Annotated in this window: 22 protein-coding genes and 3 pseudogenes; 16 read left to right on the forward strand and 9 right to left on the reverse strand. The window is 67.7% G+C overall.

Features of this window, described 5'->3' with window-relative positions; all coding sequences use genetic code 11:
* Window positions 1-6 precede the first annotated feature (6 nt).
* Window positions 7-1,347 (reverse strand): 4-aminobutyrate--2-oxoglutarate transaminase, encoded by a 1,341-nt coding sequence (gabT, locus tag G6N24_RS05655; protein ID WP_085156735.1) that lies wholly within the window; start codon window positions 1,345-1,347, stop codon window positions 7-9.
* Between the two features lie 195 nt (window positions 1,348-1,542).
* Between gabT and G6N24_RS05660 the strand changes: the two genes are divergently transcribed.
* The 7 genes and pseudogenes from G6N24_RS05660 (at window position 1,543) to G6N24_RS05690 (ending at window position 8,031) form a co-directional block, all read left to right on the forward strand.
* On the forward strand, window positions 1,543-1,842 hold the full coding sequence (locus G6N24_RS05660) for a YlcI/YnfO family protein (RefSeq protein WP_139822198.1): 300 nt from the start codon (window positions 1,543-1,545) through the stop codon (window positions 1,840-1,842).
* Window positions 1,842-2,159, forward strand: coding sequence for a type II toxin-antitoxin system PemK/MazF family toxin (locus G6N24_RS05665; RefSeq protein WP_085156729.1), 318 nt, complete (start codon window positions 1,842-1,844; stop codon window positions 2,157-2,159). The genes G6N24_RS05660 and G6N24_RS05665 overlap by 1 nt, the downstream gene beginning before the upstream one ends.
* Window positions 2,160-2,348: 189 nt before the next feature.
* Entirely contained in the window at window positions 2,349-2,702 is a 354-nt protein-coding gene (yajC, locus tag G6N24_RS05670) for a preprotein translocase subunit YajC (RefSeq protein ID WP_085156726.1), read from the forward strand.
* A gap of 81 nt (window positions 2,703-2,783) precedes the next feature.
* A complete protein-coding gene (secD, locus tag G6N24_RS05675; RefSeq protein WP_163745421.1) occupies window positions 2,784-4,541 on the forward strand; it encodes a protein translocase subunit SecD in 1,758 nt (585 codons plus the stop codon).
* A 4-nt stretch (window positions 4,542-4,545) separates the two neighbouring features.
* Window positions 4,546-5,816 (forward strand): annotated as a pseudogene (gene secF / locus G6N24_RS05680) (protein translocase subunit SecF).
* Between the two features lie 29 nt (window positions 5,817-5,845).
* Window positions 5,846-7,492: an ABC transporter substrate-binding protein gene (locus G6N24_RS05685; RefSeq protein WP_139822397.1), complete on the forward strand. Its 1,647-nt coding sequence runs from the start codon at window positions 5,846-5,848 to the stop codon at window positions 7,490-7,492.
* Window positions 7,474-8,031, forward strand: a complete 558-nt coding sequence (locus G6N24_RS05690; RefSeq protein ID WP_139822396.1) for an adenine phosphoribosyltransferase — start codon at window positions 7,474-7,476, stop codon at window positions 8,029-8,031. The genes G6N24_RS05685 and G6N24_RS05690 overlap by 19 nt, the downstream gene beginning before the upstream one ends.
* On the opposite strand, the gene G6N24_RS05695 is transcribed toward G6N24_RS05690, so the two are convergent.
* Both G6N24_RS05695 and vapB read right to left on the reverse strand, forming a co-directional pair.
* Complete coding sequence (locus tag G6N24_RS05695; RefSeq protein ID WP_085160455.1) at window positions 8,028-8,450, reverse strand: PIN domain nuclease; 423 nt, start codon at window positions 8,448-8,450, stop codon at window positions 8,028-8,030. The genes G6N24_RS05690 and G6N24_RS05695 overlap by 4 nt on opposite strands.
* Window positions 8,447-8,668 (reverse strand): type II toxin-antitoxin system VapB family antitoxin, encoded by a 222-nt coding sequence (gene vapB, locus G6N24_RS05700; protein ID WP_085160458.1) that lies wholly within the window; start codon window positions 8,666-8,668, stop codon window positions 8,447-8,449. Before vapB ends, G6N24_RS05695 begins: the two co-directional genes overlap by 4 nt.
* A gap of 173 nt (window positions 8,669-8,841) precedes the next feature.
* Here vapB and G6N24_RS05705 point away from each other — a divergent pair, with 173 nt between their 5' ends.
* Both G6N24_RS05705 and G6N24_RS05710 read left to right on the forward strand, forming a co-directional pair.
* Window positions 8,842-9,468 (forward strand): adenine phosphoribosyltransferase, encoded by a 627-nt coding sequence (locus G6N24_RS05705; protein WP_232070695.1) that lies wholly within the window; start codon window positions 8,842-8,844, stop codon window positions 9,466-9,468.
* A 30-nt stretch (window positions 9,469-9,498) separates the two neighbouring features.
* Entirely contained in the window at window positions 9,499-11,859 is a 2,361-nt protein-coding gene (locus G6N24_RS05710) for a RelA/SpoT family protein (protein ID WP_085160468.1), read from the forward strand.
* A 75-nt stretch (window positions 11,860-11,934) separates the two neighbouring features.
* Here the strand turns inward: G6N24_RS05710 and G6N24_RS05715 are convergent, their stop codons facing one another.
* Window positions 11,935-12,813 (reverse strand): peptidylprolyl isomerase, encoded by an 879-nt coding sequence (locus G6N24_RS05715; protein WP_085160460.1) that lies wholly within the window; start codon window positions 12,811-12,813, stop codon window positions 11,935-11,937.
* Window positions 12,814-12,878: 65 nt separating this feature from the next.
* Here G6N24_RS05715 and G6N24_RS05720 point away from each other — a divergent pair, with 65 nt between their 5' ends.
* The 4 genes from G6N24_RS05720 to G6N24_RS05735 all read left to right on the forward strand — a co-directional run bounded on the left by G6N24_RS05720 (window position 12,879) and on the right by G6N24_RS05735 (window position 17,966).
* Window positions 12,879-13,553 carry an MBL fold metallo-hydrolase gene (locus tag G6N24_RS05720; RefSeq protein WP_085160462.1) on the forward strand — a complete coding sequence of 225 codons (675 nt, stop codon included), beginning with the start codon at window positions 12,879-12,881 and terminating at the stop codon, window positions 13,551-13,553.
* Window positions 13,550-14,812 (forward strand): histidine--tRNA ligase, encoded by a 1,263-nt coding sequence (gene hisS / locus G6N24_RS05725; protein WP_085160464.1) that lies wholly within the window; start codon window positions 13,550-13,552, stop codon window positions 14,810-14,812. Before G6N24_RS05720 ends, hisS begins: the two co-directional genes overlap by 4 nt.
* A 708-nt stretch (window positions 14,813-15,520) precedes the next feature.
* Window positions 15,521-16,888 carry an HNH endonuclease signature motif containing protein gene (locus G6N24_RS05730; protein ID WP_163745422.1) on the forward strand — a complete coding sequence of 456 codons (1,368 nt, stop codon included), beginning with the start codon at window positions 15,521-15,523 and terminating at the stop codon, window positions 16,886-16,888.
* A 49-nt stretch (window positions 16,889-16,937) separates the two neighbouring features.
* Window positions 16,938-17,966, forward strand: coding sequence for an Rv2578c family radical SAM protein (locus G6N24_RS05735; protein WP_085158077.1), 1,029 nt, complete (start codon window positions 16,938-16,940; stop codon window positions 17,964-17,966).
* Between the two features lie 69 nt (window positions 17,967-18,035).
* Here the strand turns inward: G6N24_RS05735 and G6N24_RS05740 are convergent.
* Window positions 18,036-18,266 (reverse strand): annotated as a pseudogene (locus G6N24_RS05740) (hypothetical protein); the annotation flags it as partial.
* Between the two features lie 349 nt (window positions 18,267-18,615).
* A complete protein-coding gene (locus tag G6N24_RS05745; protein WP_085158081.1) occupies window positions 18,616-19,461 on the reverse strand; it encodes a patatin-like phospholipase family protein in 846 nt (281 codons plus the stop codon).
* Between the two features lie 2 nt (window positions 19,462-19,463).
* Between G6N24_RS05745 and G6N24_RS05750 the strand changes: the two genes are divergently transcribed.
* Window positions 19,464-19,952, forward strand: coding sequence for a hypothetical protein (locus G6N24_RS05750; protein ID WP_179963470.1), 489 nt, complete (start codon window positions 19,464-19,466; stop codon window positions 19,950-19,952).
* Window positions 19,953-20,161: 209 nt separating this feature from the next.
* On the opposite strand, the gene ypfJ is transcribed toward G6N24_RS05750, so the two are convergent.
* From ypfJ to G6N24_RS05765, 3 genes are read right to left on the reverse strand one after another with little or no spacing between them, the layout of a single operon-like run.
* Window positions 20,162-21,040: a KPN_02809 family neutral zinc metallopeptidase gene (gene ypfJ / locus G6N24_RS05755; RefSeq protein WP_085158083.1), complete on the reverse strand. Its 879-nt coding sequence runs from the start codon at window positions 21,038-21,040 to the stop codon at window positions 20,162-20,164.
* 8 nt (window positions 21,041-21,048) lie between these two features.
* Window positions 21,049-21,552, reverse strand: a complete 504-nt coding sequence (locus tag G6N24_RS05760) for an SRPBCC family protein (protein WP_085158085.1) — start codon at window positions 21,550-21,552, stop codon at window positions 21,049-21,051.
* Window positions 21,553-21,583: 31 nt separating this feature from the next.
* Window positions 21,584-22,471 carry an oxidoreductase gene (locus tag G6N24_RS05765; RefSeq protein ID WP_179963492.1) on the reverse strand — a complete coding sequence of 296 codons (888 nt, stop codon included), beginning with the start codon at window positions 22,469-22,471 and terminating at the stop codon, window positions 21,584-21,586.
* Window positions 22,472-22,552: 81 nt separating this feature from the next.
* Here G6N24_RS05765 and aspS point away from each other — a divergent pair, with 81 nt between their 5' ends.
* Window positions 22,553-24,328, forward strand: coding sequence for an aspartate--tRNA ligase (gene aspS / locus G6N24_RS05770; RefSeq protein ID WP_139822244.1), 1,776 nt, complete (start codon window positions 22,553-22,555; stop codon window positions 24,326-24,328).
* Window positions 24,329-24,453: 125 nt separating this feature from the next.
* Window positions 24,454-25,761 (forward strand): annotated as a pseudogene (locus G6N24_RS05775) (ISL3 family transposase).
* Window positions 25,762-25,830 lie beyond the last annotated feature (69 nt).

Here is a 25,830-nt window from a genome sequence, read left to right on the forward strand (position 1 = left end):
TAGTCGTCACAGTTCGCCCAGGAGGCCGCACAGGATGTCGAGACCTTCGGTCAGCAGGTCGTCGCCGATGGTCAGCGGCGGCAGCAGCCGGATGATGTTGCCGAACATGCCGCACGTCAGGACGACGACGCCGGCGGCGTGGGCCGCGGCGGCTAGCTTCTCGGTCAGCTCCGCGTCGGGGTCGGCGGTTCCGGATTTCACCAGCTCGATGGCGATCATGGCGCCGCGGCCGCGCACATCGCCGATCCGATCGTCGCCGGCCTGCAGCCGCGTCAGCCGGTCGGTGATCAGCCGTCCGATCCGCCGGGCCCGCTCGATCAGGCCGTCGCTCTCGATGGTCGCGATGGTGGCCAACGCCGCCGCACAGGCGACCGGGTTGCCGCCGAAGGTGCCGCCCAGGCCGCCGACGTGCGGGGCGTCCATGATCTCGGCCCGTCCGGTGATCGCCGACAGCGGCAGTCCGTCGGCAATGGCCTTTGCGGTGCAGATCACGTCGGGCTCGATGCCCTCGTGCTCGCAGGCGAACATGGCCCCGGTGCGCGCGAACCCGGTTTGCACCTCGTCGGCGATGAACACCACGTCGTTCTTGCGGCACCAGTCCAGCAGGGCCGGTAGGAAACCCTCGGCGGGAACGATGAACCCGCCCTCGCCCTGGATCGGCTCGATGATCACGGCGGCCAGGTTGTCCGCGCCGACCTGTTTGTCGATGACGTTGATGGCACGCGCGGCGGCCAGCTCACCGTCGGTGGCCAGTTCCTTGTCGAGCAGGCCGTCCCGATACGGGTAGGACAGCGGCGCGCGGTAAATCTCCGGCGCGAACGGACCGAAGCCGCTCTTGTAGGGCATGGATTTGGCGGTCAGCGCCATCGTCAGGTTGGTGCGGCCGTGGTACGCGTGATCGAAGGCGACGACGGCGGGCTTGCGGGTGTAGGACCGCGCGACCTTGATGGAGCTCTCGACCGCCTCGGCGCCGGAGTTGAACAGCACCGATCGCTTCTCCCCGGAGCCGGGGGTAATCCGATTGAGCTGTTCGGCGACGGCGACGTACCGCTCGTACGGCGTCACCATGAAGCAGGTGTGGGTGAAGTCGGCCACCTGCGCGCGCACCGCCTCCACGACGCGCGGCGACGAGTTGCCGATCGTGGTGACGGCAATGCCGGATCCCAGGTCGATGAGGCGGTTTCCGTCGACGTCCTCGAGGATGCCGCCGCCGGCGCGCGCCACGAACACCGGCAGGGTGACGGCGACGCCCCGCGACACCGCCGCGACCCGGCGTTTGTTCAGTTCCAGCGATGCGGGACCGGGGATTTCGGTGATGAGGTGGCGACTCTGCTCGAGGCTGGCCACAGATCCTCCTCACCGCGGGCTGGTCACGTCGCGGATAAAGCCTAGCCCGGCGACGATGCGGGGCCCCGACGGCCCGAGGTGGGGGTGCTGCCCGCTTGCGGGGGAGACCCGGGCGGATAAGGCGTAGCCGTTGGCCCGAGCCCATTGCGGTGTTGCGATCACAAATGACATTGGCCTCCCGGCAAACTCGCCACCCTGCGAGCCGACGGTAGGTGTATTCGGCGCTCGGGAGCATACCAAAGTGGTACCATCCGTGAAATGAGTACCCAGATTGCGGTCCGCCTGCCCGACGAGATCGTCGCCTTCATCGACGACGAGGTCAGGGGGCGGCATGCCCGTAGCCGTGCGGCCGTCGTGCTCAGGGCGCTGGAACGGGAACGTCGCCGTCGTCTCGCCGAACGGGACGCGGAGATTCTCGCGGCCGCTATGTCAGCGCCGAGCGATCTCGATGCGCTGGCTGGCCACTCTGCTGGTACCGCCCTCGACATCGACTGATGCGACCTATCCACGTCGCCCAGCTTGACAAGGCCAGACCCGTCCTGATTCTCACCCGCGAGGTCGTGCGTCCACACCTGGCCAACGTCACTGTCGCGCCAATTACGACGACCAGCCGTGGGCTGGCAACCGAGGTCCCGGTAGGCGCGGTGAACGGGCTCGATCAACCATCGGTGGTCAGTTGCGACAACATCCAAACGATCCCGGTGTCTGACCTTGGTCGTCACATTGGCTACCTCTTCGCGTCGCAGGAGCCGGCCCTGGCTGAAGCCATCGGCAACGCGTTCGACCTCGACTGGCAACCCTCACCGCGATGAACCGCCGGCAGGTGGGCGGGCGTGTCACCGACATCGCCGGCGGTCACGGCGGCCGGGCGCGGTGCCGGTCGGTTTGCGACCTGCGGGACTGGCAGACTGGACCCATCACGAGGGGGGCGACCTCCCGGGTCGGCCCGGCACCGACCGCCTAAATGCCGAGCAATACCGACACGAAAGACAGGCTCGTTGATGGATAGTTTCGTTTTGTTCCTGCCGTTCCTGCTCATCATGGGCGGGTTCATGTACTTCGCGTCGCGCCGCCAGAAGCGCGCGCTGCAAGCCACGATCGACCTGCACGAGTCGTTGCAGCCCGGTGACCGGGTGCACACCACGTCGGGCCTGCAGGCCACGATCGTCGACATCGCCGAAGACACCGTCGACCTGGAGATCGCGCCCGGCGTGGTGACCAGGTGGATGAAGCTGGCGATTCGCGACCGGATTTCGCCCGACGTCGACGAGGACTTCGACGACGCCGCCGATGCGGTGGATGACGCCGATCCGAACGACGCGGACGACGAGAGCCGTGTGGCCAAGGATTCCTAACCGCGTGCGCGAACGGCATCCGAACGCGACACGTAGGCTCTGTCGGGGGCAAGAACCGATTCTCGAGGAGATATGAGGAACGTGGCATCGTCTTCGGCGCCGGTGCATCCTGCCCGCTACCTGTCGGTGTTCCTGCTCCTACTCGTCGGGGTCTACCTGCTGGTTTTTTTGACCGGCAACAAGAAGGCGGCCCCCAAGCTCGGCATCGACCTGCAGGGCGGAACCCGCGTCACGCTGACCGCGCGGACGCCGGACGGCTCGGCACCCAGTCGGGAGGCGTTGGCCCAGGCGCAGCAGATCATCAGCGCGCGGGTCAACGGGCTTGGAGTCTCCGGCTCGGAGGTCGTAGTCGACGGGGACAACCTGGTCATCACCGTGCCCGGAAACGACGGCAACGAGGCCCGCAACCTGGGGCAGACGGCACGGCTCTACATCCGGCCGGTGCTCAACTCGATGCCCGCGCAAAAGGCTCCCGAAGAAGCCAAGCCCCAGCCCCCGTCGCCCGCCGGGACCCCGCCTGGCGCCCCTCCGGCGCCGCCGCCTGGCCAACCGGCGCCCCCCGCCCAGCCGGGCGGGCAGCCCCCGGCTCAGCCGCGGCCCTACCCGCAGGAGCCGACGCCGACACCCAGCCCGGCCCCGGCGCCCGGCCCAGCCCCCGGAGAGGCGCCGCCCACCGATCAGCCCGCGCCCCCGGACCCGCGCAAGGACCTCGCCGAGCGCATCGCGCAGGAGAAGAAGTGGCGGCAGAACACCAGCCAGTACATCCAGATGGTGGCCCTGCAATTCCAGGCCACGCGCTGCGACAAAGAGGACATCCTGGCCGGCAACGACGATCCGAAGCTGCCGCTGGTGACCTGCTCGACCGACCACAAGACCGCCTACCTGCTGGCGCCGTCGATCATCAGCGGTGACCAGATCCAAGACGCCACCTCGGGCATGGACCAGCGCAGCGTCGGCTACGTCGTCGACCTGCAATTCAAGAGCGCGGCGGCAAATGTCTGGGCCGACTACACCGCCGCCCACGTTGGCACCCAGACCGCCTTCACCCTGGACTCGCAGGTTGTCAGCGCACCCGTCATCAACGAGGCGATCCCCGGCGGGCGGACCCAGATCAGCGGTGGCGATCCGCCGTTCACCGCGGCAACCGCGCGCCAGCTGGCCAACGTCCTGAAATACGGGTCGCTACCGCTGTCCTTCGAATCGTCGGAAGCCCAAACGGTTTCGGCGACATTGGGTTTGACATCGCTGCGGGCGGGCCTGATCGCGGGCGCGATCGGCCTGCTCCTGGTGCTGGTGTATTCGTTGCTGTACTACCGGGTGCTGGGATTGCTCACCGCGTTGTCGCTAGTCGCTTCCGGCTCAATGGTTTTCGCGATCCTGGTGCTGTTGGGCCGATATATCAACTACACCCTGGATCTGGCGGGCATTGCGGGTCTGATCATCGGCATCGGGACCACCGCCGACTCGTTCGTGGTGTTCTTCGAACGCATCAAAGACGAGATCCGCGAAGGCCGTTCGTTCCGGTCGGCGGTGCCGCGCGGCTGGGCGCGGGCCCGCAAGACGATCGTGTCGGGCAACGCCGTCACCTTCCTGGCCGCTGCCGTGCTGTACTTCCTGGCGATCGGTCAGGTGAAGGGATTCGCGTTCACCTTGGGCCTCACCACGATCCTCGACCTCGTTGTGGTGTTCCTGGTGACCTGGCCGCTGGTGTACCTGGCGTCGAAGTCTTCGCGGATGGCAAAGCCGGCCTACAACGGCCTGGGGGCTGTTCAGCGGGTCGCGCGCGAGCGCCGGGCCGTGGCGGCTCGCTCGGGCTCCGCCAAGACGGGACGGGGATAACGCGATGGCGTCCAAAGTCAAGACCGACACCGACACCGAAGCCGTCGAGGTCGGCGCAAGTGCCGTGGAGCCGACCGACGCCGAAGGCGTCCCCGGCGAGCTGCCACGCCACAACTTCTTGTCCCGGCTCTACACCGGCACCGGCGCGTTCGAGGTCGTGGGGCGTCGCCGCCTGTGGTACGGCATCAGCGGCGCGATCGTCACGGTCGCCATCGTCAGCATTATCCTGCGCGGCTTCACCTTTGGGATCGACTTCAAGGGCGGCACCACGGTGTCCATGCCCGCCGCGGGCGGGACAAGCGCGGTAAAGGTTTCCCAGGTTCGTGACGTCTTCAGCAAGACGCTGGGCAGGAATCCCGAATCCGTGGTAATCGTCGGCAGGGGCTCCTCGGAGACGGTGCAGATTCGTTCGGAAACCTTGTCCAACGAGCAGACGGAGAAGCTGCGCAACGCGCTGTTCGACACCTTCCAGCCCAAAGGCGCCGACGGCAAACCCAGCAAGAAGGCCATCAGCGACTCGGCCGTATCGGAGACCTGGGGCGATCAGATCACCAACAAGGCGCTGATCGCGCTGGCGGTGTTCCTGGCGCTGGTCAGCCTGTACATCACCGTGCGCTACGAGCGCTACATGGCGCTGTCGGCGCTGGCGGCCATGTGCTTCGACCTCACGGTCACGGCCGGGGTGTACTCGCTGGTGGGCTTTGAGGTCACCCCGCCACTGTCATCGGCCTGCTGACGATCCTTGGCTTCTCCCTCTACGACACCGTCATCGTGTTCGACAAGGTGGAGGAGAACACCCACGGCTTCCAGCACACCACCCGCCGGACCTTCGCCGAGCAGGCCAACCTGGCGGTCAACCAGACGTTCATGCGCTCGATCAACACCAGCCTGATCTCGGTGTTGCCGGTGGCGGCGCTGATGGTGGTGGCGGTGTGGCTGCTGGGCGTCGGCACGCTGAAGGACCTGGCGCTGGTGCAGCTGATCGGCATCCTGGTCGGCACCTACTCGTCGATCTTCTTCGCCACCCCACTGCTGGTCAGCCTGCGCGAACACACCGAGCTGGTGCGCAACCACACCCGCCGGGTGGTCCGACGGCGCAACCCTGGCTCGAAAGCCGACGCTGCGGAGCCCGAGGAGGCCAAGGAGGCCGCTCGCCCAGCCGAGAAGGCTCCCCGTAAGCCGGCGGCGACGAACAAGCCGGCGCCGGGAGCGCGGCCGGTGCGTCCGACCGGTACCCGGCGCCCGAGCGGCAAGCGGAACGCCGGTCGGCGGTAGTCACCATGGTCACCTGGTGCCGGCGAATCATGCGCCGTGCCAGTTTTCGGGGGGCCGTCGCGACTTTGGCGGCGACGGTCACGGCGGCCTCCACGCTGACCGGGTGTTCCGGGAGCCCCGCCGGCCAGATCGACTACGTGGTCGACGGCGCGCTGACCACGTACAACACCAACACCGTCGTCGGCGCCGCGTCCGCCGGAGCGCAGGCTTTCGCCCGCACCCTGACCGGCTTCAGTTATCACGGGCCCGACGGACAGGTCGTCGCCGACCATGATTTCGGGACGATTTCGGTGGTGAGCGGGGCGCCCCTGGTCCTGGACTATCAGATTGCCGACAACGCCGTCTACTCCGACGGCAAACCGATAACCTGCGACGACCTGGTGCTGGCCTGGGCCGCGCAATCCGGGCGATTCCCCGGCTTCGACGCCGCCACTCAGGCCGGCTACCTCGACATCGCCAACATCGATTGCGTGCCGGGGCAGAAGAAGGCCCGCGTGTCGTTCATCCCGGACCGGGGATTCGTCGACTACACCCAGCTGTTCACCGCGACGTCGCTGATGCCGTCGCACGTCATCGCCGATCAGCTCAACGCCGATGTCACCACGGCGCTGCTGAACAACGATCCGGCAGTGGCGGAACAGGTTGCGCGGCTGTGGAATACGACCTGGGACCTCAAGCCCGGTATCGACCTCAAACGGTTCCCGTCCTCGGGCCCCTACAAGATCGAATCCCTCCTCGACGGAGGCGCGGTGGTGCTCGTCGCCAATGACCGTTGGTGGGGCGCCCGGGCGATCACCAAGCGGGTCACCGTCCGGCCCCAGGGGGCCGATATCCAAGACCGGGTCAATAACCGCAGCGTTGACGTCGTGGACGTCGCGGCCGGGTCGTCGGGAGCGCTGGTCACCCCCGACAACTATCAGCGCAGCGATTCGCCGTCGGCGGGAATCGAGCAGCTGATCTTCGCGCCACAGGGCGCGCTGGCGCAGGCCCGTAACCGCCGCGCGGTCGCGCTGTGTACGCCACGGGAGGCGATCGCGCGCGATGCCGGGGTCGCGATCGCCAACTCACGCCTATCCCCGGCGACCGAGGATGCCATCGCGGAATCCGACGGCGCCGCCGAGGCCGGCCCGTTCAACGGGGGGGATCCCGCCGCCGCGCGCGACGCGCTGGGAGGCGCGCCGCTGACGGTGCGGATCGGCTACCGGGGGCCCAACGCGCGGCTGGCCGCCACCGTCGGGACGATCGCCAAGTCCTGCGCCCCGGCCGGCATCACGGTCACCGATGTGACTTTGGACACATCCGGGCCGCAGGCGCTGCGGGACGGAAAGATCGACGTGCTGCTGGCCAGCACGGGTGGGTCCACCGGAAGCGGGTCGAGTGGATCGTCGGCGATGGATGCCTATGACCTGCACAGCGGCAACGGAAACAACCTGTCGGGCTACTCGAACCCCCAGGTCGACGGCATCATCGGCGCGCTGGCAGTTTCTGCCGACCCCGCTGAGCGTGTCAGGTTGCTCGCCGAGGGCGCACCGGTACTCTGGGCGGAGATGCCGACGCTGCCGTTGTACCGGCAGCAGCGGACATTGTTGACGTCCAAGAAGATGTATGCCGTGGGCAGAAATCCCACGCGATGGGGGGTGGGTTGGAACATGGACCGATGGGCGTTGACGCAATGACGACCGCCAGGGGAACGGTCCTCGTGGCCGACGTCATCGCGTCGCTGACCCGCGATGTGGCCGACTTCCCTACGCCGGGAATCCAGTTCAAAGACCTCACCCCGCTGTTCGCCGACCGCGAGGCGATGTCGGCGGTCATCGACGCGCTCGCTGACGTCGCGGCCAGCGCGGACCTGGTGGCCGGCATCGAATCCCGGGGGTCGTTGGTGGCCGCGGCCATCGCCGCACGGCTCGGTACCGGCGTGCTGTCCATCCGCAAGGCCGGCAAGCTGCCGCCGCCGGTGCTCAGCGAGAACTACACCAGGGAGTACGGCGCCGCCAGCATGGAGATTCCCGCCGACAGCATCGAGCTGGCCGGACGCAGCGTCGTGATCGTCGACGACGTGTTGGCCACCGGTGGCACCCTCGGCGCGGCGACCCGGTTGCTCGCGCGGACCGGGGCCGACGTCACCGCTGCGGCAGTGGTCGTCGAACTCACCGGCCTAGGGGGTCGCGCGGCCATCGCGCCCTTGCCGGTGCACAGCTTGAGTCGCGCCTAGCTCACGTCGGCGACATTGAGGCGCTGAGTCGGTTGGCCAGTAAGTTCGCCGATGATCTCAAAATCTTTGTCCGCGTGCAGCACGGTGAGGCCGAGGAGCTCCGCCGTGGCGGCTATGAGCAGATCAGGGATGGAAGGCCCCCGGTGCTTGCCGACATCAGCGAGCAGCAGTTGCACTTCGAGGGCACGGTCCTCGATTGCCGGAGTCAAATACTCGACAGGCATTGCGGCCAGCGGAGATTCGCGCACGTCACGGCGTGCCTGGGCAGCGGTGCGCGCTGAGTAGCCGACCTCGAGCCGCGTCAGGTTGGTGATGCGGACAAGGCCGCGCTCGATCCTGGTGTTCCACTCGTTGACGTCAGGGCTGTTCGGAACGCGTACCAGGGCAGATTTGTCGATGAGCCAGGTTTGCTCGGTCATTCCCACGCTCGGTCCGTCACCGCGGGATTGGCGAGGTCGCTATGGGTGTCTGCGAACCTGCGCCAGTCCTCGGCGGTAACGGTCGTTCTCACTGTGCGTGCATCTTGTGCCAGCCGGCGGCGTATGTATTCGGTTCGGGAGAGTCCCAGTCGCGCGGCAAGCCGGTCCAGCGCGGCTAACACATCGTCCGGTATGTCGCGGATCAGTACGCCACTCATCAGGCCTCCATGTAATGATATCCCACGATATCACCTCTGTTCTCGGTGAATACCGGGCGCACAACGCCGTCGCACCCATCGGCAGGCAATTGACAGGTTTCCACGACGAAATGCGCACCTTTGGGAGCGTATTGTCACGTGTGCTTCGTGCTGTCTGCGATAGGATCCGTGCCTTGGGTGAGCGGTCACAGGGGCTCTCCTTCAAGTCACGACGGAAGCGCCTCCGCCACCTCGGGGCCGGGCGCCTGGCGGCTTTCGGCGAGTCCTGCCCGAGCCCGGCAGCGGTGGCCGACCTGGTCGCGTCGCTGACCCGGGACGTGGCCGACTTTCCGGTTCCGGGCGTCCAGTTCAAGGACCTCACCCCGTTATTCGCCGACCGGCGAGGGCTGGCCGCGGTAACCGGAGCGCTGGCCGACAGGGCGTCCGGAGTCGACCTGGTGGCCGGCGTCGACGGCCGCGGGTTTCTCGTGGCAGCGGCCGTCGCCACCCGGCTCGGCGTCGGTGTGCTGGCAATTCGCAAGGGCGGCAAGCTGCCAGCGCCGGTGTTCAGCGAGGACTACCGCGGGGAGTACGGCGCCGCCACCCTGGAGGTTGTCGCCGAGGGCATCGAGGTGACGGGCCGCCGCGTCGTGATCATCGACGACGTGTTGGCAACCGGCGGCACCCTCGTCGCGGCGCAGCGCCTGCTCGAGCGCAGCGGCGCTGACGTGACGGGGGCTGCGGTGGTGGTGGAACTCGCGGGGTTGAGCGGTCGGGCGGCGCTTGAGCCGCTGCCGGTGCACAGCCTGAGCCGCCAGTGAGGGCTATCCTCTAGGTCGGAGGTGACGAATGTGGCCGAGGACCAGCTCACGGCGCAAGCGCCTGAGCGCCTGCAATCGGCGCTGGTCCCCGATGCGCCCGAGCCCCCGGTAGAGACCACCCTCAAGACCACCAGCAGCGCGTCCCGTCGGGTCCGGGCCCGGCTAGCCCGACGGATGACCGCTCGCAGCGGCGCCCTCAATCCCGTGCTCGAGCCACTGGTGGCGGTGCACCGGGAGATCTATCCCAAAGCGGACCTCTCCATACTGCAGCGCGCCTTCGAGGTCGCCGACCAGCGCCACGCCAGCCAGTTGCGGCAATCCGGTGACCCCTACATCACGCACCCGCTGGCCGTCGCCAACATCTTGGCCGAGTTGGGCATGGATACCACCACTTTGGTGGCCGCGTTGCTGCACGACACGGTCGAGGACACCGGCTACACGCTGGAGGCGCTCTCCGAAGAATTCGGCGAGGAGGTCGGCCATCTCGTCGACGGGGTGACCAAGCTGGATCGGGTGGTGCTGGGCAGCGCCGCCGAGGGCGAGACCATCCGCAAGATGATCACCGCGATGGCCCGCGATCCACGGGTGCTGGTGATCAAGGTGGCCGACCGGCTGCACAACATGCGCACCATGCGCTTCCTGCCGCCGGAGAAGCAGGCCCGCAAGGCCCGCGAGACCTTGGAAGTTATTGCGCCCCTTGCGCATCGGCTGGGCATGGCCAGTGTCAAGTGGGAGCTCGAGGACCTGTCGTTCGCGATCCTGCACCCCAAGAAGTACGAGGAGATCGTGCGGCTGGTCGCCGGCCGCGCGCCGTCCCGGGACACCTACCTGGCCAAGGTCCGTGCCGAGATCATCGCCACCCTGACCGCTTCGAAGATCAAGGCGACGGTGGAGGGCCGGCCCAAGCACTACTGGTCGATCTATCAGAAGATGATCGTCAAGGGTCGCGACTTCGACGACATCCACGACCTGGTCGGCATCCGCATCCTGTGCGACGAGATCCGCGACTGCTATGCCGCTGTGGGCGTGGTGCACTCGCTGTGGCAGCCGATGGCGGGGCGGTTCAAGGACTACATCGCCCAGCCCCGATACGGCGTGTACCAGTCGCTGCACACCACGGTGGTCGGGCCGGAGGGCAAACCGCTGGAGGTGCAGATCCGCACCCGGGACATGCACCGCACCGCCGAATACGGCATCGCCGCGCACTGGCGCTACAAAGAGGCCAAGGGCCGCAACGGCGTTCTGCATCCGCACGCCGCCGCCGAGATCGACGACATGGCGTGGATGCGCCAGCTGCTCGACTGGCAACGGGAGGCCGCGGACCCCGGCGAGTTCCTGGAGTCGTTGCGTTACGACCTTGCGGTGCAAGAGATCTTCGTGTTCACGCCCAAGGGTGATGTCATCACGCTGCCGACGGGTTCGACGCCGGTGGACTTCGCCTACGCGGTGCACACCGAGGTCGGTCATCGCTGCATCGGCGCCCGCGTCAACGGGCGCCTGGTAGCGCTGGAACGCAAGCTGGAAAACGGGGAAGTCGTCGAGGTTTTCACGTCCAAGGCGCCCAACGCCGGGCCGTCACGGGACTGGCAGCAATTCGTGGTATCGCCGCGCGCCAAGACGAAGATCCGGCAGTGGTTCGCCAAGGAGCGGCGTGAGGAGGCGCTGGAAGCCGGCAAGGACGCGATGGCCCGCGAGGTGCGCCGCGGCGGACTTCCGTTGCAGCGCTTGGTGAATGGCGAGTCCATGGCCGCGGTGGCCCGCGAGCTGCACTACGCCGACGTGTCGGCGCTCTACACCGCGATCGGCGAGGGACACGTGTCGGCACGGCACGTCTTCCAGCGGCTGGTGGCCGAACTCGGCGGGATCGACCAGGCCGAAGAGGAGCTCGCCGAGCGCTCCACGCCGACGACCATGGTGCGCCGCTCGCGCAGCACCGACGACGTCGGGGTCTCGGTCCCCGGCGCTCCGGGTGTGCTGACCAAGCTGGCCAAGTGCTGCACGCCGGTGCCCGGCGACCAGATCATGGGGTTCGTCACCCGCGGAGGCGGGGTCAGCGTGCACCGCACCGACTGCACCAACGCCGCCTCCCTGCAGCAGCAGGCCGAGCGCATCATCGAGGTGCTGTGGGCGCCGTCGCCGTCGTCGGTGTTCCTGGTGGCGATCCAGGTCGAGGCGCTCGACCGGCACCGGCTGCTGTCGGACGTGACGCGGGTGCTGGCCGACGAGAAGGTGAACATCCTGTCCGCGTCCGTCACCACCTCGGGTGACCGGGTGGCGATCAGCCGATTCACCTTCGAGATGGGCGACCCCAAGCATCTGGGGCACCTACTCAACGTGGTGCGCAACGTCGAAGGCGTCTACGACGTCTACCGGGTAACGTCCGCGGCCTAACTTTTCGGCCGAGCAGCCGCGAAAGCCCCCATCTTCGTGCCGAAATGGGGGCTTTCGCGTCTTTTCGGCCGGACCTCAGTCCAGCAACACGGACTTGAGGGTGACTTCGGCCGCGGGCGGGCCGTCCTGACCGCCGCCGGCGACGCCCGCCTGGGCGATCTTGTCAAGCGTGGCCAGCCCGTCGGCCTGAATGGTGCCGAACACCGTGTATTCCGGCGGCAGCTGCGAGTCGCGGTAGACCATGAAGAACTGGCTGCTGTTGGTGTTCGGCCCGGCGTTGGCCATGGCCAGCGTGCCGCGCGGATACAGGACGGGCTGTTGCAACTTGGGGTCGTTGGGCGGGTACTGGTCGGTGGGGTACTCGTTGGCGAACTGGTAGCCGGGACCGCCGGTGCCGTCGCCCTTCGGATCGCCGCATTGCAGGACGCTCAGCGTGGGGGTGGTGGTCAGCCGGTGGCATTTGGTGTTGTTGAAAAATCCCTGGTTGGCTAGGCTGGCGAAACTGTTTACCGTGCACGGGGATTCGTTGTTGGCCAGCATGAGACCGATGTTGCCCTGGTTGGTCACCATGCTGACGCTCACCTGAGCCGGTTCGGTCGGCACCTTGCCGGTCCGCGGCGGCTTGACCGGCTTGACGGCCTTGTCCGGCGACGGCGGGTACTGGCAGTTGGCGCCCACGTTGGCCGACGGATGGAACGGCGGCAGCGGCGGGACGGGCGGGGTTTGCGGCGCAGTGGCCGGGGCCGAGCTGCTCGCCGACGCCCCCGGCTTGCTCTTATGGTCATCCTTGTCGATGACCACGGTGACCACCACCGCGGCGATCACGGCCACCGCGGCGATAGAGCCACCCGCGATCACCAGGATGCGGCGCCTTCGGGCTTGCTTGGCGCGGCGCTCTAGCTGCCGCTCGAGTTTGCGTTTGGCTGTGGCACGTCGCTGAGCATTGGTCGGCACGGCCGATATCTTCCCATGGACGCCCGGTGCGGCAAGCTGGGTGGGCAGCTGGGAAACTGGGAACCGTGTTGATCACCGGATTTCCCGCCGGGTTGCTGCAGTGCAACTGTTACGTGCTGGCAGAGCGGCCTGGCGGCGACGCCATCATCGTCGACCCGGGCCAGCGTGCGATGGGCCCACTGCGGCAGATCCTGGACAAGCACCGGCTGACCCCGGCCGCCGTGCTGATCACCCATGGGCACATCGACCACATGTGGTCGGCGCAGAAGGTCTCGGATACCTTCGGCTGTCCGACCTACATCCATCCCAAGGACCGGTTCATGCTGAAAGACCCGATCTACGGCATGGGGCCGCGGATGGCGCAGCTCATTACGGGTGCGTTTTTCCGCGAGCCCAAACAGGTCGTCGAGCTGGATCGTGACGGCGACAAGATCGACCTCGGAGGGATCTCCGTCAACGTCGACCACACACCAGGGCACACTCGCGGATCGGTGTGCTTCCGGGTGCTCCAGGCGGCCAAGAACGACGCCGACGTGGTGTTCTCCGGCGACACGCTGTTCGAGCGTTCGATAGGCCGTTCCGACCTTTTCGGTGGCAGCGGTCGCGACCTGCTGCGCTCCATCGTCGACAAATTGTTGGTGCTCGACGACAAGACCGTGGTACTGCCCGGGCATGGCAACTCGACCACCATCGGCGCCGAGCGTCGTTTCAACCCGTTCCTCGAAGGCTTGAGCCCGTGACGGAGTTCTTGGCGCCCAAAGGCGTACCCGACTACCTCCCGCCGGACTCGGCGCAGTTTGTCGCCGTGCGGGATGGGCTGCTCGCGGCCGCCCGCCGGGCCGGATACGGCCACATCGAGCTGCCCATCTTCGAGGACACTGCGCTGTTCGCCCGCGGGGTGGGTGAATCCACCGACGTCGTGGCCAAGGAAATGTACACCTTCGCCGACCGTGGCCACCGCTCGGTGACGCTGCGGCCCGAGGGCACGGCCGGGGTGGTGCGCGCGGTGATCGAACATGGCCTGGACCGCGGCGCGCTGCCGGTGAAGCTGTGTTACGCAGGACCGTTTTTCCGCTACGAGCGCCCGCAGGCGGGCCGGTATCGCCAGTTGCAGCAGGTCGGCGTCGAGGCGATCGGCGTGGATGACCCGGCGCTGGACGCCGAGGTGATCGCGGTTGCCGACGCCGGCTTCCGCTCCTTGGGGCTCAACGGGTTTCGGCTGGAAATCACCTCGCTGGGCGACGACAGCTGCCGTCCGCAATACCGGGAACTGTTGCAGGAGTTCCTGTTTGCGCTTGACCTCGACGAGGAAACCCGACGGCGCGCACAGCTCAACCCGTTGCGGGTGCTCGACGACAAGCGACCCAAGGTGCGGGCGATGACGGCCGACGCGCCGGTACTGCTCGACCACCTGTCCGACGTCGCCAAGCAGCACTTCGACACGGTGCTGGCGCATCTGGACGCGCTCGGGGTGCCCTATGTCATCAACCCGCGGATGGTGCGCGGGCTGGACTACTACACGAAGACCACCTTCGAGTTCGTGCATGACGGGCTCGGGGCGCAGTCCGGAATTGGCGGCGGGGGTCGGTACGACGGCCTGATGCGTCAGCTCGGCGGACAAGACCTGTCGGGCATCGGGTTTGGGCTCGGGGTGGACCGAACCATGCTGGCGCTGCGGGCCGAGGGCAAGAGCGTGGGGGAGACCACCCGATGCGACGTGTTCGGCGTGCCGCTCAGCGAGACGGCCAGGCTGCGGCTGGCGGTGCTCGCCGCGGAGCTGCGGGCTTCTGGTGTCCGCGTCGATCTGGCCTACGGCGACCGCGGGCTCAAGGGCGCGATGCGCGCCGCCGACCGCTCCGGTGCCCGGCTGGTGCTGGTCGCGGGAGACCGCGACATCGAGTCCGGCGCGGTCGGGGTGAAGGATCTCGCGACCGGCAAGCAGGTGTCGGTGCCTATGGGTTCGCTTGTCGCCGAGGTGATTTCGCGGCTGAATCGGTAGCCACCGCGCCGGTTTAGTCGACGGCCACTCATGGGTGTGTAGCCATGGGTTCGAGTGCCTGTGGGGGATCGTTAAGGTCTTCGACGGGCTCGCCTACGACGTGGACCGGTTATTCGGCTTGTCGTTCGATGTGTTGACCATCCCGGAGCGGTTGGCGGCCCCGCCGGCGGCTGGCCTCACTGGGGTGCCAACTGATTTAGTCACTGGATCGGCCGTGGTTTGGCCATGGTCGTCACATCGGCCCCACGAATCCCTGGGTCGAGCCGGTGCACGGTTTGCCCGCCTCGTAGCGACAAGCTAAGGCAGGCAGAGGATTTGTCGCGGCGAGGCGGGCATAACGAACACCTCAACCCGCGGAGACTCGCGTGACCGATGTGGCCGGTTAGCCGCTGCGACGAACGGCTGGGGCGGTGATTGGTTTGACGGCCTTGTTTCGGCGCGTTTGAGCGGGTTTGGGGCGGGTGTGCCGCGAGGATCGGTGTGGGGCGTTGGGAGGTCGGCAGCGGCAGGGCCCGGTTCGATGACGTGATGTTGTTGCGGGGTGATCGGCCTATCGGCTGCTCGCCGAGCACGTCGGTGCGGTTGGGGACGGATCTCGAGGCGGAAGAGCCGAGTTCGTGATCGCAATTGCGAAATCCCGTGTGTCACTGTAGTTTCAGTGGTTTTAGCGGATCGGTTTCTGTCGGTGGCGGCTCATAGCATTGGGGTATGGGTTCGAGCACGCGTGAGGAGATCGTTGAGGTCTGCGACGCGCTCGATCATGATGTGGACCGCTTGTGCGGCTTGTCGTTTGATGTGTTGACCACCCCGGAGCGGTTGGGGTTTCTGGAGAAACTCGAAGACGAGGCGCGTCGGCTGCCGGTGGCTCGGCATGGGTTGATCAATCAGCTCGCCGAGCGGGCCGGCGAGGAGGAGTTGGGCGGCAAGCTGGGGTCGGTGTTGGCCAGCCGGTTGGGTGTCACCCGGGGTGAGGCCAGCCGGCGGGTGGCCGAGGCTGCCGATCTGGGCGAGCGGCGGGCGTTGACCGGTCAGCCGTTGGCGCCGCGGCTGACCGCGACCGCGGCGGCGCAGCGGGCGGGCCGGATCGGTGACGGGCATGTTCGGGTGATCCGTGATTTCGTTCGCCGCCTGCCGGTCGGTGTTGATGTGGAGACCCAAGACCAGGCCGAGGCCCATCTGGCCCGGTTGGCCACCCAGTTTCGCCCCGACCAGGTGGCCAGGCTGGCCGCGCGGTTGATGGACTGCCTTAACCCCGACGGCGACTTCTCCGAGGAGGATCGGGCGCGCCGGCGCGCGCTGGTGGTGGGCAAGCACGATGTCGACGGGATGTCACGGATCAGTGGCTATCTGACGCCCGAGGCGCGGGCCACCGTGGAGGCGGTGCTGGCCAGGCTGGCCGCCCCGGGCATGTGCAACCCCACCGATGAGACGCCGGTCATCGACGGCGCGCCGTCGGAACAGGCCGTGCGGCACGACACCCGCAGCACCGCGCAGCGCAACCACGATGGTCTCAACGCCGCGCTGCGCGCGCTGCTGGCCTCCGGAAAGCTGGGCCAGCACAACGGGTTGCCGGCCAGCATCATCGTGACCACCACGCTCAACGACCTCGAGGCCGCCGCCGGCAAGGGGCGCACCGGCGCCGGCGGCATGCTGCCCATGTCCGATGTGATCCGCCTGGCCCGCCACGCCCACCACTACTTGGCGATCTTCGACCAGGGCAAGGCCCTGGCGCTGTATCACACCACACGCCTGGCCTCCCCCGGGCAACGAATTGTGTTGTACGCCAAGGACCGCGGGTGCACCGCGCCGGGATGCGACGTGTCCGGCTACTACTGCGAGGTGCACCACTGCACCCCCTGCGCCCACTGCCATACCACCGACGTCAACGACCTGACCTTCGCCTGCGGCGGGCATCACCCACTGGCCGAACAAGGCTGGACCACCCGAAAACGCAAAGACGGCACCACCGAATGGATCCCACCGCCGCACCTCGACCACGGACAGCCGAGGACCAACAGCTACCACCACCCCGAAAAACTACTTACGGACCACGAAGACGACGCCCCCGACCCGTGAGTTGTCGCGCCTGCTTGACTCGGCATAGCACAATTGTTCGAATAGAAGGATGCGCTGGGCAAGCCAGGGCGTGGCGGTCAACGGGGTGCCCGTCGATGACGGCGCCCTACCCGGATTGCAGCGGATCGGCTTCGTCCGAAGCGTGCGCGTGCCGCATTTCGCGGGCATCACCTTCCACGAGGTGCTGTGCAAGTCCGCGTTGAACAAGGTGCCCGACGCGGCCGTGCTGCCATTTCGCTACACGGTCAACGGCTACCGCGGCTGCTCGCACGGTTGTCGCTATTGTTTCGCCCGCCCGACCCACGAATACCTGGACTTCAATCCAGGCAACGACTTCGACACTCAGGTCGTGGTCAAGACCAACGTCGCCGAAGTCCTGCACCGCGAGCTGCGGCGTCCGTCGTGGCAGCGCGAGACCGTGGCCCTGGGCACCAACACCGACCCGTACCAGCGCGCCGAGGGCCGCTACGCACTGATGCCGGGCATCATCGGCGCGCTCGCCGGATCCGGTACGCCATTCTCCATCCTGACCAAGGGCACACTGCTGCGCCGTGACCTGCCACTCATCGCCGATGCGGCCCAACGGGTTCCGGCATCGGTGGCGGTGTCGCTGGCGGTGGCTGACCCGCACCTGCACCGGGACGTCGAACCCGGCACGCCTACACCGCAGGCGCGGCTGGGGCTCATCTCCGCGATCCGCGACGCCGGTCTGGACTGTCATGCGATGGTCGCGCCGGTCCTGCCATACCTCACCGACTCCGTCGAACACCTCGACGGGCTGCTCGGCCAGATCGCCGCCGCGGGCGCCACCGGCGTGACGGTTTTCGGCCTGCACCTGCGCGGCTCGACGCGCGGCTGGTTCATGGCCTGGCTGGCTGGCGCGCATCCCGAACTCGTCGGCAAGTACCGCGAGTTGTACCGGCGCGGAGCATATCTGCCTCCCAGCTACCGCGAGATGCTGCGGCAACGGGCGGCGCCGCTGATCGCAAAGTACCGGCTGACGGGTACGCACAGTGCGGTACAGCACGCCGCCGCGGAGGCGCTGGTGTCGGGACCCGTCCAGGCGACCCTTTTCTAACCGCGAGCGCGCATGCTTGCACGGCAACACGCCGGAAACGCGTGCATTTGCGCGCGCTCGCTCACGGAGCTAGGGGCGCGGCTTGGTCAGGGTCAACTGGTCGATCGCCGTAACTGCCCGTACGGTCCGGTCACCGCGTAATACGTCGCCGCGATCGACGTATTGCCGCCCGCCCGGATCGACATCGAAAGCCGCGAAGCCGTAAGGGTCCTCGCGGTCGCGAAACGCCGACCATGGCGCGTCCTCCGTCACACATATCGGCGGCTTGCGCCCGATCGCCGGATCGAATGCGCCGACACCCGCCGTCCAGCCTGGTTATCGCCGAAACTAGTGAAGCGCAATGGCTTTCGGCCGTCGTACCGTCCCCAGCTCCGGTTGGCGCCGTCGCGCACTGCGGTGTACACGTACTCGGTGTCGGGGGTCAGGTCGGTCAGGCGAGCGTGGTTGACCCGAACCGCGGCGTGGGACTTGGCATCGCGGTACCTTCTGATTTCGGCCGCCAGCCCCGCCCACTCCGACACCCGCCCCGACGAGCCCCGTCGCGCCCGTCGTCAGCAACCTGCGGCGGCTGATGCCCGGGCTGACGTCGCTCATGCATGCTTGATACCGGAGCCCGGCAACCTACCGGTAAACACGCCGCCTGTGCCGGCTAGTGGCGGTGTGGTTCGAGCAATGCAGCCTGCCCGGTGGCTGGCGGCCTTTCCGACAGCCACTCGCGGGTGGCGGCGTGCGAGCGCTCGATGAGCGTCGCCGCGTGCGAGAAGTCGGCCCCGGAGATGGCGACCGGACACAGCGGCCGGATAACGCGCAGGTCAACGGCTTTCTCGAAGCGCTCGACGTCGACGGCCAGGCGATGGTTGACGGCGACAGTCATGGCGTGCAATGCCATGTTCGCCGCGGTCTTGGGTGAGGCGGGCAGGTCGCACGAGTAGCCGGTCGGCAGTACCCAGACTCGGTCGGCGCCCAGCGCCACGGCATGCGACACCGGGGTGTTGTTCACGACGCCCCCGTCCACGAGATCACGCCCGGCGATGTTCACCGGGGGGAAGATGCCGGGGATGGCGGCGCTGGCCGCGATCGCGTCGACCGCGTTTCCTGACGACAGCAGAACATCGGTGCCCGAGATCACGTCGGTGGCCACCACATGCAGTGGGATCGGCGCGTCCTCGAGTCGGGCGAATTCCAGCTTGTCGGCCAGCAGCCGCCGCAAACCCGTGTTGGGCACGAGGTGTGTGCGACGGCCCAGCATGCCCATGAGGCCCGCGATCGGGTGGGCGGGAAATATGTCTTTCCGGGACAGGGACAGCCACAGGTCGGCCAGCCCGCGGATTCCGGCGGCATCGGGACGCGACGCGATCCACCCGCCGTTGACCGCGCCCACGGACGTGCCGACGATCAGGTCCGGTGTTATCCCCTCATCGGCCAGGGCGAGCAGCATCCCCACGTGAATGGCGCCAAGGCTGGCGCCGCCGGACAACACGAAAGCTGTGGGCACACATGTATCGTAAGGAGTTTTGCGTCAAATACCGCGGCAATGAATGCGGTAGCGTTTTCGACATGACGAACGTGCGAACGGTAGCGAGCGCGGTCTCAGTGTCAGGGGTGGCAGTCATTGCGGCGGCGGTATACGCGACCGCACCCGCGATCTCACACGCTGACCCGGCCGGCCATCAGGTGACCTACACGGTGACTACCACCAGCGACCTAACGGCCAACATCCAGTACATGAACACCGATCCACCGAGCCAGGCCGTTTTCAACGCCGACTCGTCGAAGTACATGATCACCGTGCACACCCCGATCACGGGCGGCGAGCCGCTGGTCTACACGACCACGCTGGCCAACCCGAACCAGTGGGCGATCGTCACCGCGAGCGGCGGCCTGCGGGTCAATCCGGAATTCCACTGCGAGATCGCCGTCGACGGGCAGGTGGTGGTGTCACAACAAGGTGGCAGCGGCGTCACGTGCTCGACGCGGCCCTGGTAACGCGTCACGCGCGCAGTCAGAGACGGCGGGGAGCTTCCGGGCGCCAGCGAAATTCCGTTCCCGGATGGTAGATCAGGCCGCTACACAGCAGCACGGCGAACCGCTCGGCAGCGCCGCGACGAGTTCGACCTCGGCGTCGCCGACGGGCCGGCGATACGGCTCGGCGTCTGGAACGGGTGTCCTCCAATCGGGGACACGGATTGAGTCGGTCACCCAAGGTCTGCGGCGGCGAAGGTATCGCACTGGTTCGGGTCGCCGGTTTGATAGCCCACGGTGAACCATTTCTGCCGTTGCGCCGACGAGCCATGGGTCCACGACTCGGGATTGATGCGTCCGGTCGACTCCCGTTGGATGCGGTCGTCGCCCACCGACGCGGCGGCCGACAGCGCGTCTTGAATGTCCTTGTCGCTCAACGGCTCCAGGAACGGAGCACCGGTGCTTTCCTGCCTGACGGTCGACGCGTAATGTGCCCACACCCCGGCGTAGCAGTCGGCCTGCAATTCGGTGCGCACCCCATTGCCCGCCGCACCCTGCGCGCCCTGCTGCGCGCGTCCGAGCAGGCCCTGCAGGTTCTGCACGTGATGGCCGTATTCATGAGCCACCACGTACTCCTGCGCGAATGGTCCACCGCTGGAACCGAATTGGTCCACCAACACCTGGAAGAAGTCGGTGTCGAAGTAGGCCGTCTTGTCCACCGGGCAATAGAACGGACCGACCGCGCTGGTGGCGGGCCCGCAGGCGGTGTTCACCTGGCCGCTGAACAGCCGCATATGCGGCCGGGTGTAGCTCGGCATCAGCTGCTTCCACACCGCGTCCAGGGAGTTGCCGGTGGCCACCACGCGGCACTGCACGTACCTGTTGGCGTCGGCCCCGGTCTTGCACTTGTTCAGATCGAAACCGGGGGCTATGTCGTCGCGGGTGCTCACCTGCTGCTGGCTCAAGACGCCGCCGGGATCGACGCCGAGGAGCATCGCCACCACCACGATCAGCAGGCCACCGATACCGCCGCCGATGGCGATCCGCCCACCCCCACCACCGGACGTCGAGGTGGTGCTGGTGTCGATCCGCATACCTTCGTTGAAGGTCATGGCCCAGCCTAACGCTGTTGTGGCGCCGTGAACCGGGCGTCGGTGTAGCGGCGCAGGTTCGTCAGAAACCGCCGCAAGGCCAGGTTCAACAGCGGCCGAACCAGGAACATCACCAGCCGCGGCGGGCCGGCGGCCTTCTGCGCCATGGTCCAGGTCAGCCGGCAACCACCGGGGATGACCTCGACACGGTAGTCTTCGGCGAAGGCGGCGACGGCTTGAGTCGAGCATTCATTGAACCGGAATGCCATGCGGGTGAAGGGTTCCCAGGCGAGGAACTCTTCGTTGCCGACGATGCCCCCGCGCATGTCGACGGTGCGGGTCGTGCCCACACCGTGCGGCTCCGGACTGGTCCAGGTCACCTTGGTGATCACCTTGGCCCAGCGTGGCCAGGCCTCGGCATCGGAGAGCACCTCGAACAGCTGCTCCGGCGTGATCGCGAGCTCGACGGCGTTGCGGAAGCGGTATGGCGCGGTTTCGACGAAGCTGAGGTCGACGCGCTCGCAGGGGAACATGACCCTAGACAGTAGCCGGGCAGCGCCGCCCCTAGCCGGGACCGTCGCTGGCGGCCGCCAGCAGCGGCACCACCACATCGCTGATCGGAGTGGCCAACCCGTGGGTGCGGGCCTTGCGGACGATCACGCCGTTGCGCAGGTCCCATTCCAGCCGCCGGTGGCTTTCCCGGTCGGCCAGCATCGAGGTCCCCATGTCTTCCGGGACCGAACGGAAACCGGCAACCATCTCCTCGACCGCGTCGTCGCCGAGCCGGGCACCTTCGGCGCGCGCCACCGCCAGGCATTCGGCGAGATACCGCCGGGATAGCGCGGCGACGTCGTCGCGCCGGAACATCCCGGACCGCCGCCCGGCCAGCACCATGAACCCGGCCAGCGCGTTGACGAGCAGCTTGCGCCAGGCCGCGGTGATGAAGTCAGGGTCGCAGGTCACCCGGCAGCCGGCGCCGCCCAGCAGTTCGGCGATCGTGGCCGCCGCCGGTCCGCCGGGCAGCACCAGCGCGGGCTCCCCGCGCAGGCGCACCCACCCCTCGGGCTGGGTCTCGGCCGAATACCACACCAAGCCGGGGACCACCGGTGAGGACGGGCAGTGCGGCAGCACCTGCTCGACCTGCTCCACACCGTTTTGCAGGACGGCGACGACGGTGTGATCGCCGCACAGGCGGGTCAGCCAGCCGTGGGCATCGTCGTTCTGGGTGGCCTTGACCGCCAGGATCAGCGCGTCGACCGGGCCATTGACCTCGTCGGGATCGGTGTGCACCGGGCCGGGTACCACGATGGGATCCTCGCCGTCGGGCCGCAGTTCGATGCTGTCGCGACGGGTGCGCCCGCACAGCAGTACCGAATGCCCCGCCTTGTGCAAAAGCGCGGCGACCGTCGTTCCGACGGCACCGGGACCGACTAGCGCAATCGTGGTTGAGATAACCCGAAACTACCCTGCATGGCGGATGCCGCCGGCGGGCCCCTCTACACTGAGCAGTCGTCCAAACCGGGTAGATGGGGAGTGTTTGTGCTGCGCAGCCACGCCGCGGGTTCGCTACGGAAGGGCGACGCCGGGCAGCGGGTGACGTTGGCCGGCTGGGTGGCCCGCCGCCGAGACCACGGTGGCGTCATCTTCATCGACCTGCGGGACGCCTCCGGCGTGTCGCAGGTCGTATTTCGGGAGCCCGGCGTGCTGGCGCAGGCGCACCGGCTGCGCGCCGAGTTTTGTGTCGCGGTGGCCGGCGTCGTCGAGATCCGTCCCGAGGGCAACGCCAACCCCGAGATCGCCACCGGCGACATCGAGGTCAACGCCGCGTCGCTGACCGTGCTCGGTGAGTGTGCGCCGCTGCCGTTCCAGCTGGACGAGCCCGCGGGGGAGGAATTGCGGTTGAAGTACCGCTACCTCGACCTGCGCCGCGACGGCCCCGCGTCGGCAATTCGCTTGCGTTCCAGGGTAAATGCCGCCGCACGGGCGGTGCTGGAGCGCCACAACTTCGTCGAGATCGAGACGCCGACGATCACCCGCTCGACGCCGGAAGGCGCGCGCGACTTTCTGGTGCCGGCCCGGCTGCACCCCGGTTCGTTCTACGCGCTGCCGCAGAGCCCGCAGCTGTTCAAGCAGCTGCTCATGGTGGCCGGGATGGAGCGCTACTACCAGATCGCCCGGTGCTACCGCGACGAGGATTTCCGCGCCGACCGCCAGCCCGAATTCACCCAGCTCGACATCGAGATGAGCTTCGTCGACGCCGAGGACATCATCGCGATTTCCGAAGAGATCCTGACCGAGCTGTGGGCGCTGATCGGCTATGAGATCCCGACGCCGATCCCGCGGATCGGCTACGCCGAAGCCATGCGCCGATTCGGGACCGACAAGCCCGACATGCGGTTCGGCCTCGAGCTCGTCGAATGCGCGGAGTTCTTCAAGGACACCACATTTCGTGTGTTCCAGGCGCCGTATGTCGGCGCGGTGGTGATGCCCGGCGGGGCGTCGCAGCCGCGGCGCACGCTGGACGGCTGGCAGGAGTGGGCCAAACAGCGCGGGCACCGGGGACTGGCCTACGTCCTGGTGGATGACGACGGCACTCTGGGTGGCCCCGTGGCCAAGAACCTCACCGACGGCGAACGCGCCGGCCTGGCCGCGCATGTCGGGGCCCAGCCCGGGGACTGCATCTTCTTCTCGGCGGGTCCGCCGAAGTCCTCGCGGGCGTTGCTGGGCGCGGCCCGCATCGAGATCGCCCGTCGGCTTGACATGATCGACCCGGATGCGTGGTCGTTCGTCTGGGTGGTGGACCCGCCGCTGTTCGAGCCGGCCGAGGAGGCGACGGCCGCCGGTGACGTCGCGGTCGGGTCGGGGGCGTGGACCGCGGTGCACCACGCGTTCACCGCGCCGAAGCCAGAGTGGGCGGACCGCATCGAATCCGATCCCGGCAGCGTGCTGGCCGACGCGTACGACATCGTCTGCAACGGCCACGAGATCGGCGGCGGGTCGGTGCGTATCCACCGCCGCGACATCCAGGAGCGGGTGTTCGCGGTGATGGGTCTGGACCAGGCCGAGGCGGAGGAGAAGTTCGGATTTCTGTTGGAGGCGTTCATGTTTGGCGCGCCTCCGCACGGCGGGATCGCGTTCGGATGGGACCGGGCCGTCGCGCTGCTGGCCGGGATGGACTCGATCCGCGAGGTGATCGCGTTCCCCAAGACCGGCGGCGGCGTCGACCCGCTGACCGATGCGCCCGCGCCGATCACCGCCCAGCAGCGCAAGGAGTCCGGAATAGACGCCAAGGCTCGCGAGCAGACGTAAAAGCCCCAATTTCGGGCTCTTCTGACAGTTCCGTGGGTGGATAGCAGCGAAGTAGGGGCGCACGCCGTTGTGGCTTAAGGTTTCTGGCTTGTGAAGGGTCCGAAACCAAAGGAGCCAGCAACGACGTGCGCAATGTGAGGCTATGGCGTGCGCTGCTTGGTGTCGACCGCCGCACGGTAATCGAGGACATCGAGTTCGCTGAAGACGGCGATGGCGCGGAGTTGGTGGTGGCGCGGGTGCGCTCGCGCAGCGGTATGTCGGGCCGCTGTGGCCGCTGTCAACGCAAGGCGCCCTGGTATGACCGGGGTGAGGGACCGCGGCGGTGGCGGGGCTTGGACTTGGGCACGATCCGGGTGTTTTTGGAGGCCGAGGCGCCGCGGGTGAATTGCCCCGCCCATGGGCCGACCGTGGTGATGGTGCCGTGGGCGCGTCACCATGCTGGACACGTTTGCCTTTGATGACACGGTGGCCTGGCTGGCGGTGGCCTGCTCGAAAACCGCGGTGTGCGAACTGATGCGAATCGCCTGGCGCACCGTGGGGGCAGTCGTGGCCCGGGTGTGGGCCGACACCGAAAAGACCGTCGATCGGTTCGCCAATCTGCGTCGTATCGGCATTGACGAGATTGCCTACAAACGCCACCACAAGTATTTGACGGTGGTGGTCGACCACGACAGCGGCCACCTGATCTGGGCCGCGCCCGACGCGACACCGCCACCCTGCGGCGCTTCTTCGACGCGCTGGGTGCCGACCGGGCCGCGCAGATCACCCATGTGTCCGCCGATGCGGCGGACTGGATCGCCGACGTCGTCGCCGAGCGTTGCCCGGCCGCGATCCGTTGCGCCGATCCGTTTCACGTGGTGGCCTGGGCCACCGAGGCCCTGGACGCCGAGCGGCGCCGGGCCTGGAATGACGCGCGGACGCTGGCGCGTACCGAGGCCAAATGGGGCCGTGGCCGGCCCGCCAAGAACACCGCGCCGCGGCCGGGTCATGAGCGGGCACGGCGGCTCAAGGGTGCCCGCTATGCGCTGTGGAAAAACCCCGAAGACCTCAGCGAACGTCAAACCGCCAAACTGGCCTGGATCGCCAAGACCGATCCCCGGCTATACCGTGCCTATCTGCTCAAAGAGGGCCTACGGCACGTGTTTTCGGTCAAGGGCGAGGAAGGCAAACAGGCCCTGGACCGGTGGATCTCCTGGGCGCGGCGCTGCCGCATCCCGGTATTCGTCGAGCTGGCCGGCCGCATCGTGCGCCACCGCCAGGCCATCGACGCCGCCCTCGACCACGGCCTGTCCCAGGGACTGATCGAATCCACCAACACCAAAATCCGGGTCCTGACCCGCGTCGCGTTCGGGTTTCACAACCCCGCCGCACTGATCGCGCTGGCCATGCTCGCCCTCGGCGGCCACCGCCCCACACTGCCCGGCCGCGGCTAACACCCCACCAGGGCACCCCTGGCGGGCCCCTTCCGCAACGTCGCCGATTCTGCGCCACCCGCGCGTCGG

It is taken from the genome of Mycobacterium lacus, from assembly GCF_010731535.1.
Lineage (GTDB): Bacteria > Actinomycetota > Actinomycetes > Mycobacteriales > Mycobacteriaceae > Mycobacterium > Mycobacterium lacus.

What these genes read in the sequence shown, in the direction of transcription:
- G6N24_RS05760 (WP_085158085.1), bottom strand. Translation starts at nt 21,552, where the DNA reads ATGTTCCCCTGCGAGCGCGTCGACCTCAGCTTCGTCGAAACCGCGCCA.
- G6N24_RS05665 (WP_085156729.1), top strand. Translation starts at nt 1,842, where the DNA reads ATGCGACCTATCCACGTCGCCCAGCTTGACAAGGCCAGACCCGTCCTG.
- ypfJ (WP_085158083.1), bottom strand. Translation starts at nt 21,040, where the DNA reads ATGACCTTCAACGAAGGTATGCGGATCGACACCAGCACCACCTCGACG.
- G6N24_RS05685 (WP_139822397.1), top strand. Translation starts at nt 5,846, where the DNA reads ATGCGCCGTGCCAGTTTTCGGGGGGCCGTCGCGACTTTGGCGGCGACG.
- yajC (WP_085156726.1), top strand. Translation starts at nt 2,349, where the DNA reads ATGGATAGTTTCGTTTTGTTCCTGCCGTTCCTGCTCATCATGGGCGGG.
- vapB (WP_085160458.1), bottom strand. Translation starts at nt 8,668, where the DNA reads ATGAGTGGCGTACTGATCCGCGACATACCGGACGATGTGTTAGCCGCG.
- G6N24_RS05695 (WP_085160455.1), bottom strand. Translation starts at nt 8,450, where the DNA reads ATGACCGAGCAAACCTGGCTCATCGACAAATCTGCCCTGGTACGCGTT.
- G6N24_RS05750 (WP_179963470.1), top strand. Translation starts at nt 19,464, where the DNA reads ATGTATCGTAAGGAGTTTTGCGTCAAATACCGCGGCAATGAATGCGGT.
- G6N24_RS05730 (WP_163745422.1), top strand. Translation starts at nt 15,521, where the DNA reads ATGGGTTCGAGCACGCGTGAGGAGATCGTTGAGGTCTGCGACGCGCTC.
- G6N24_RS05735 (WP_085158077.1), top strand. Translation starts at nt 16,938, where the DNA reads ATGCGCTGGGCAAGCCAGGGCGTGGCGGTCAACGGGGTGCCCGTCGAT.
- G6N24_RS05690 (WP_139822396.1), top strand. Translation starts at nt 7,474, where the DNA reads ATGGGCGTTGACGCAATGACGACCGCCAGGGGAACGGTCCTCGTGGCC.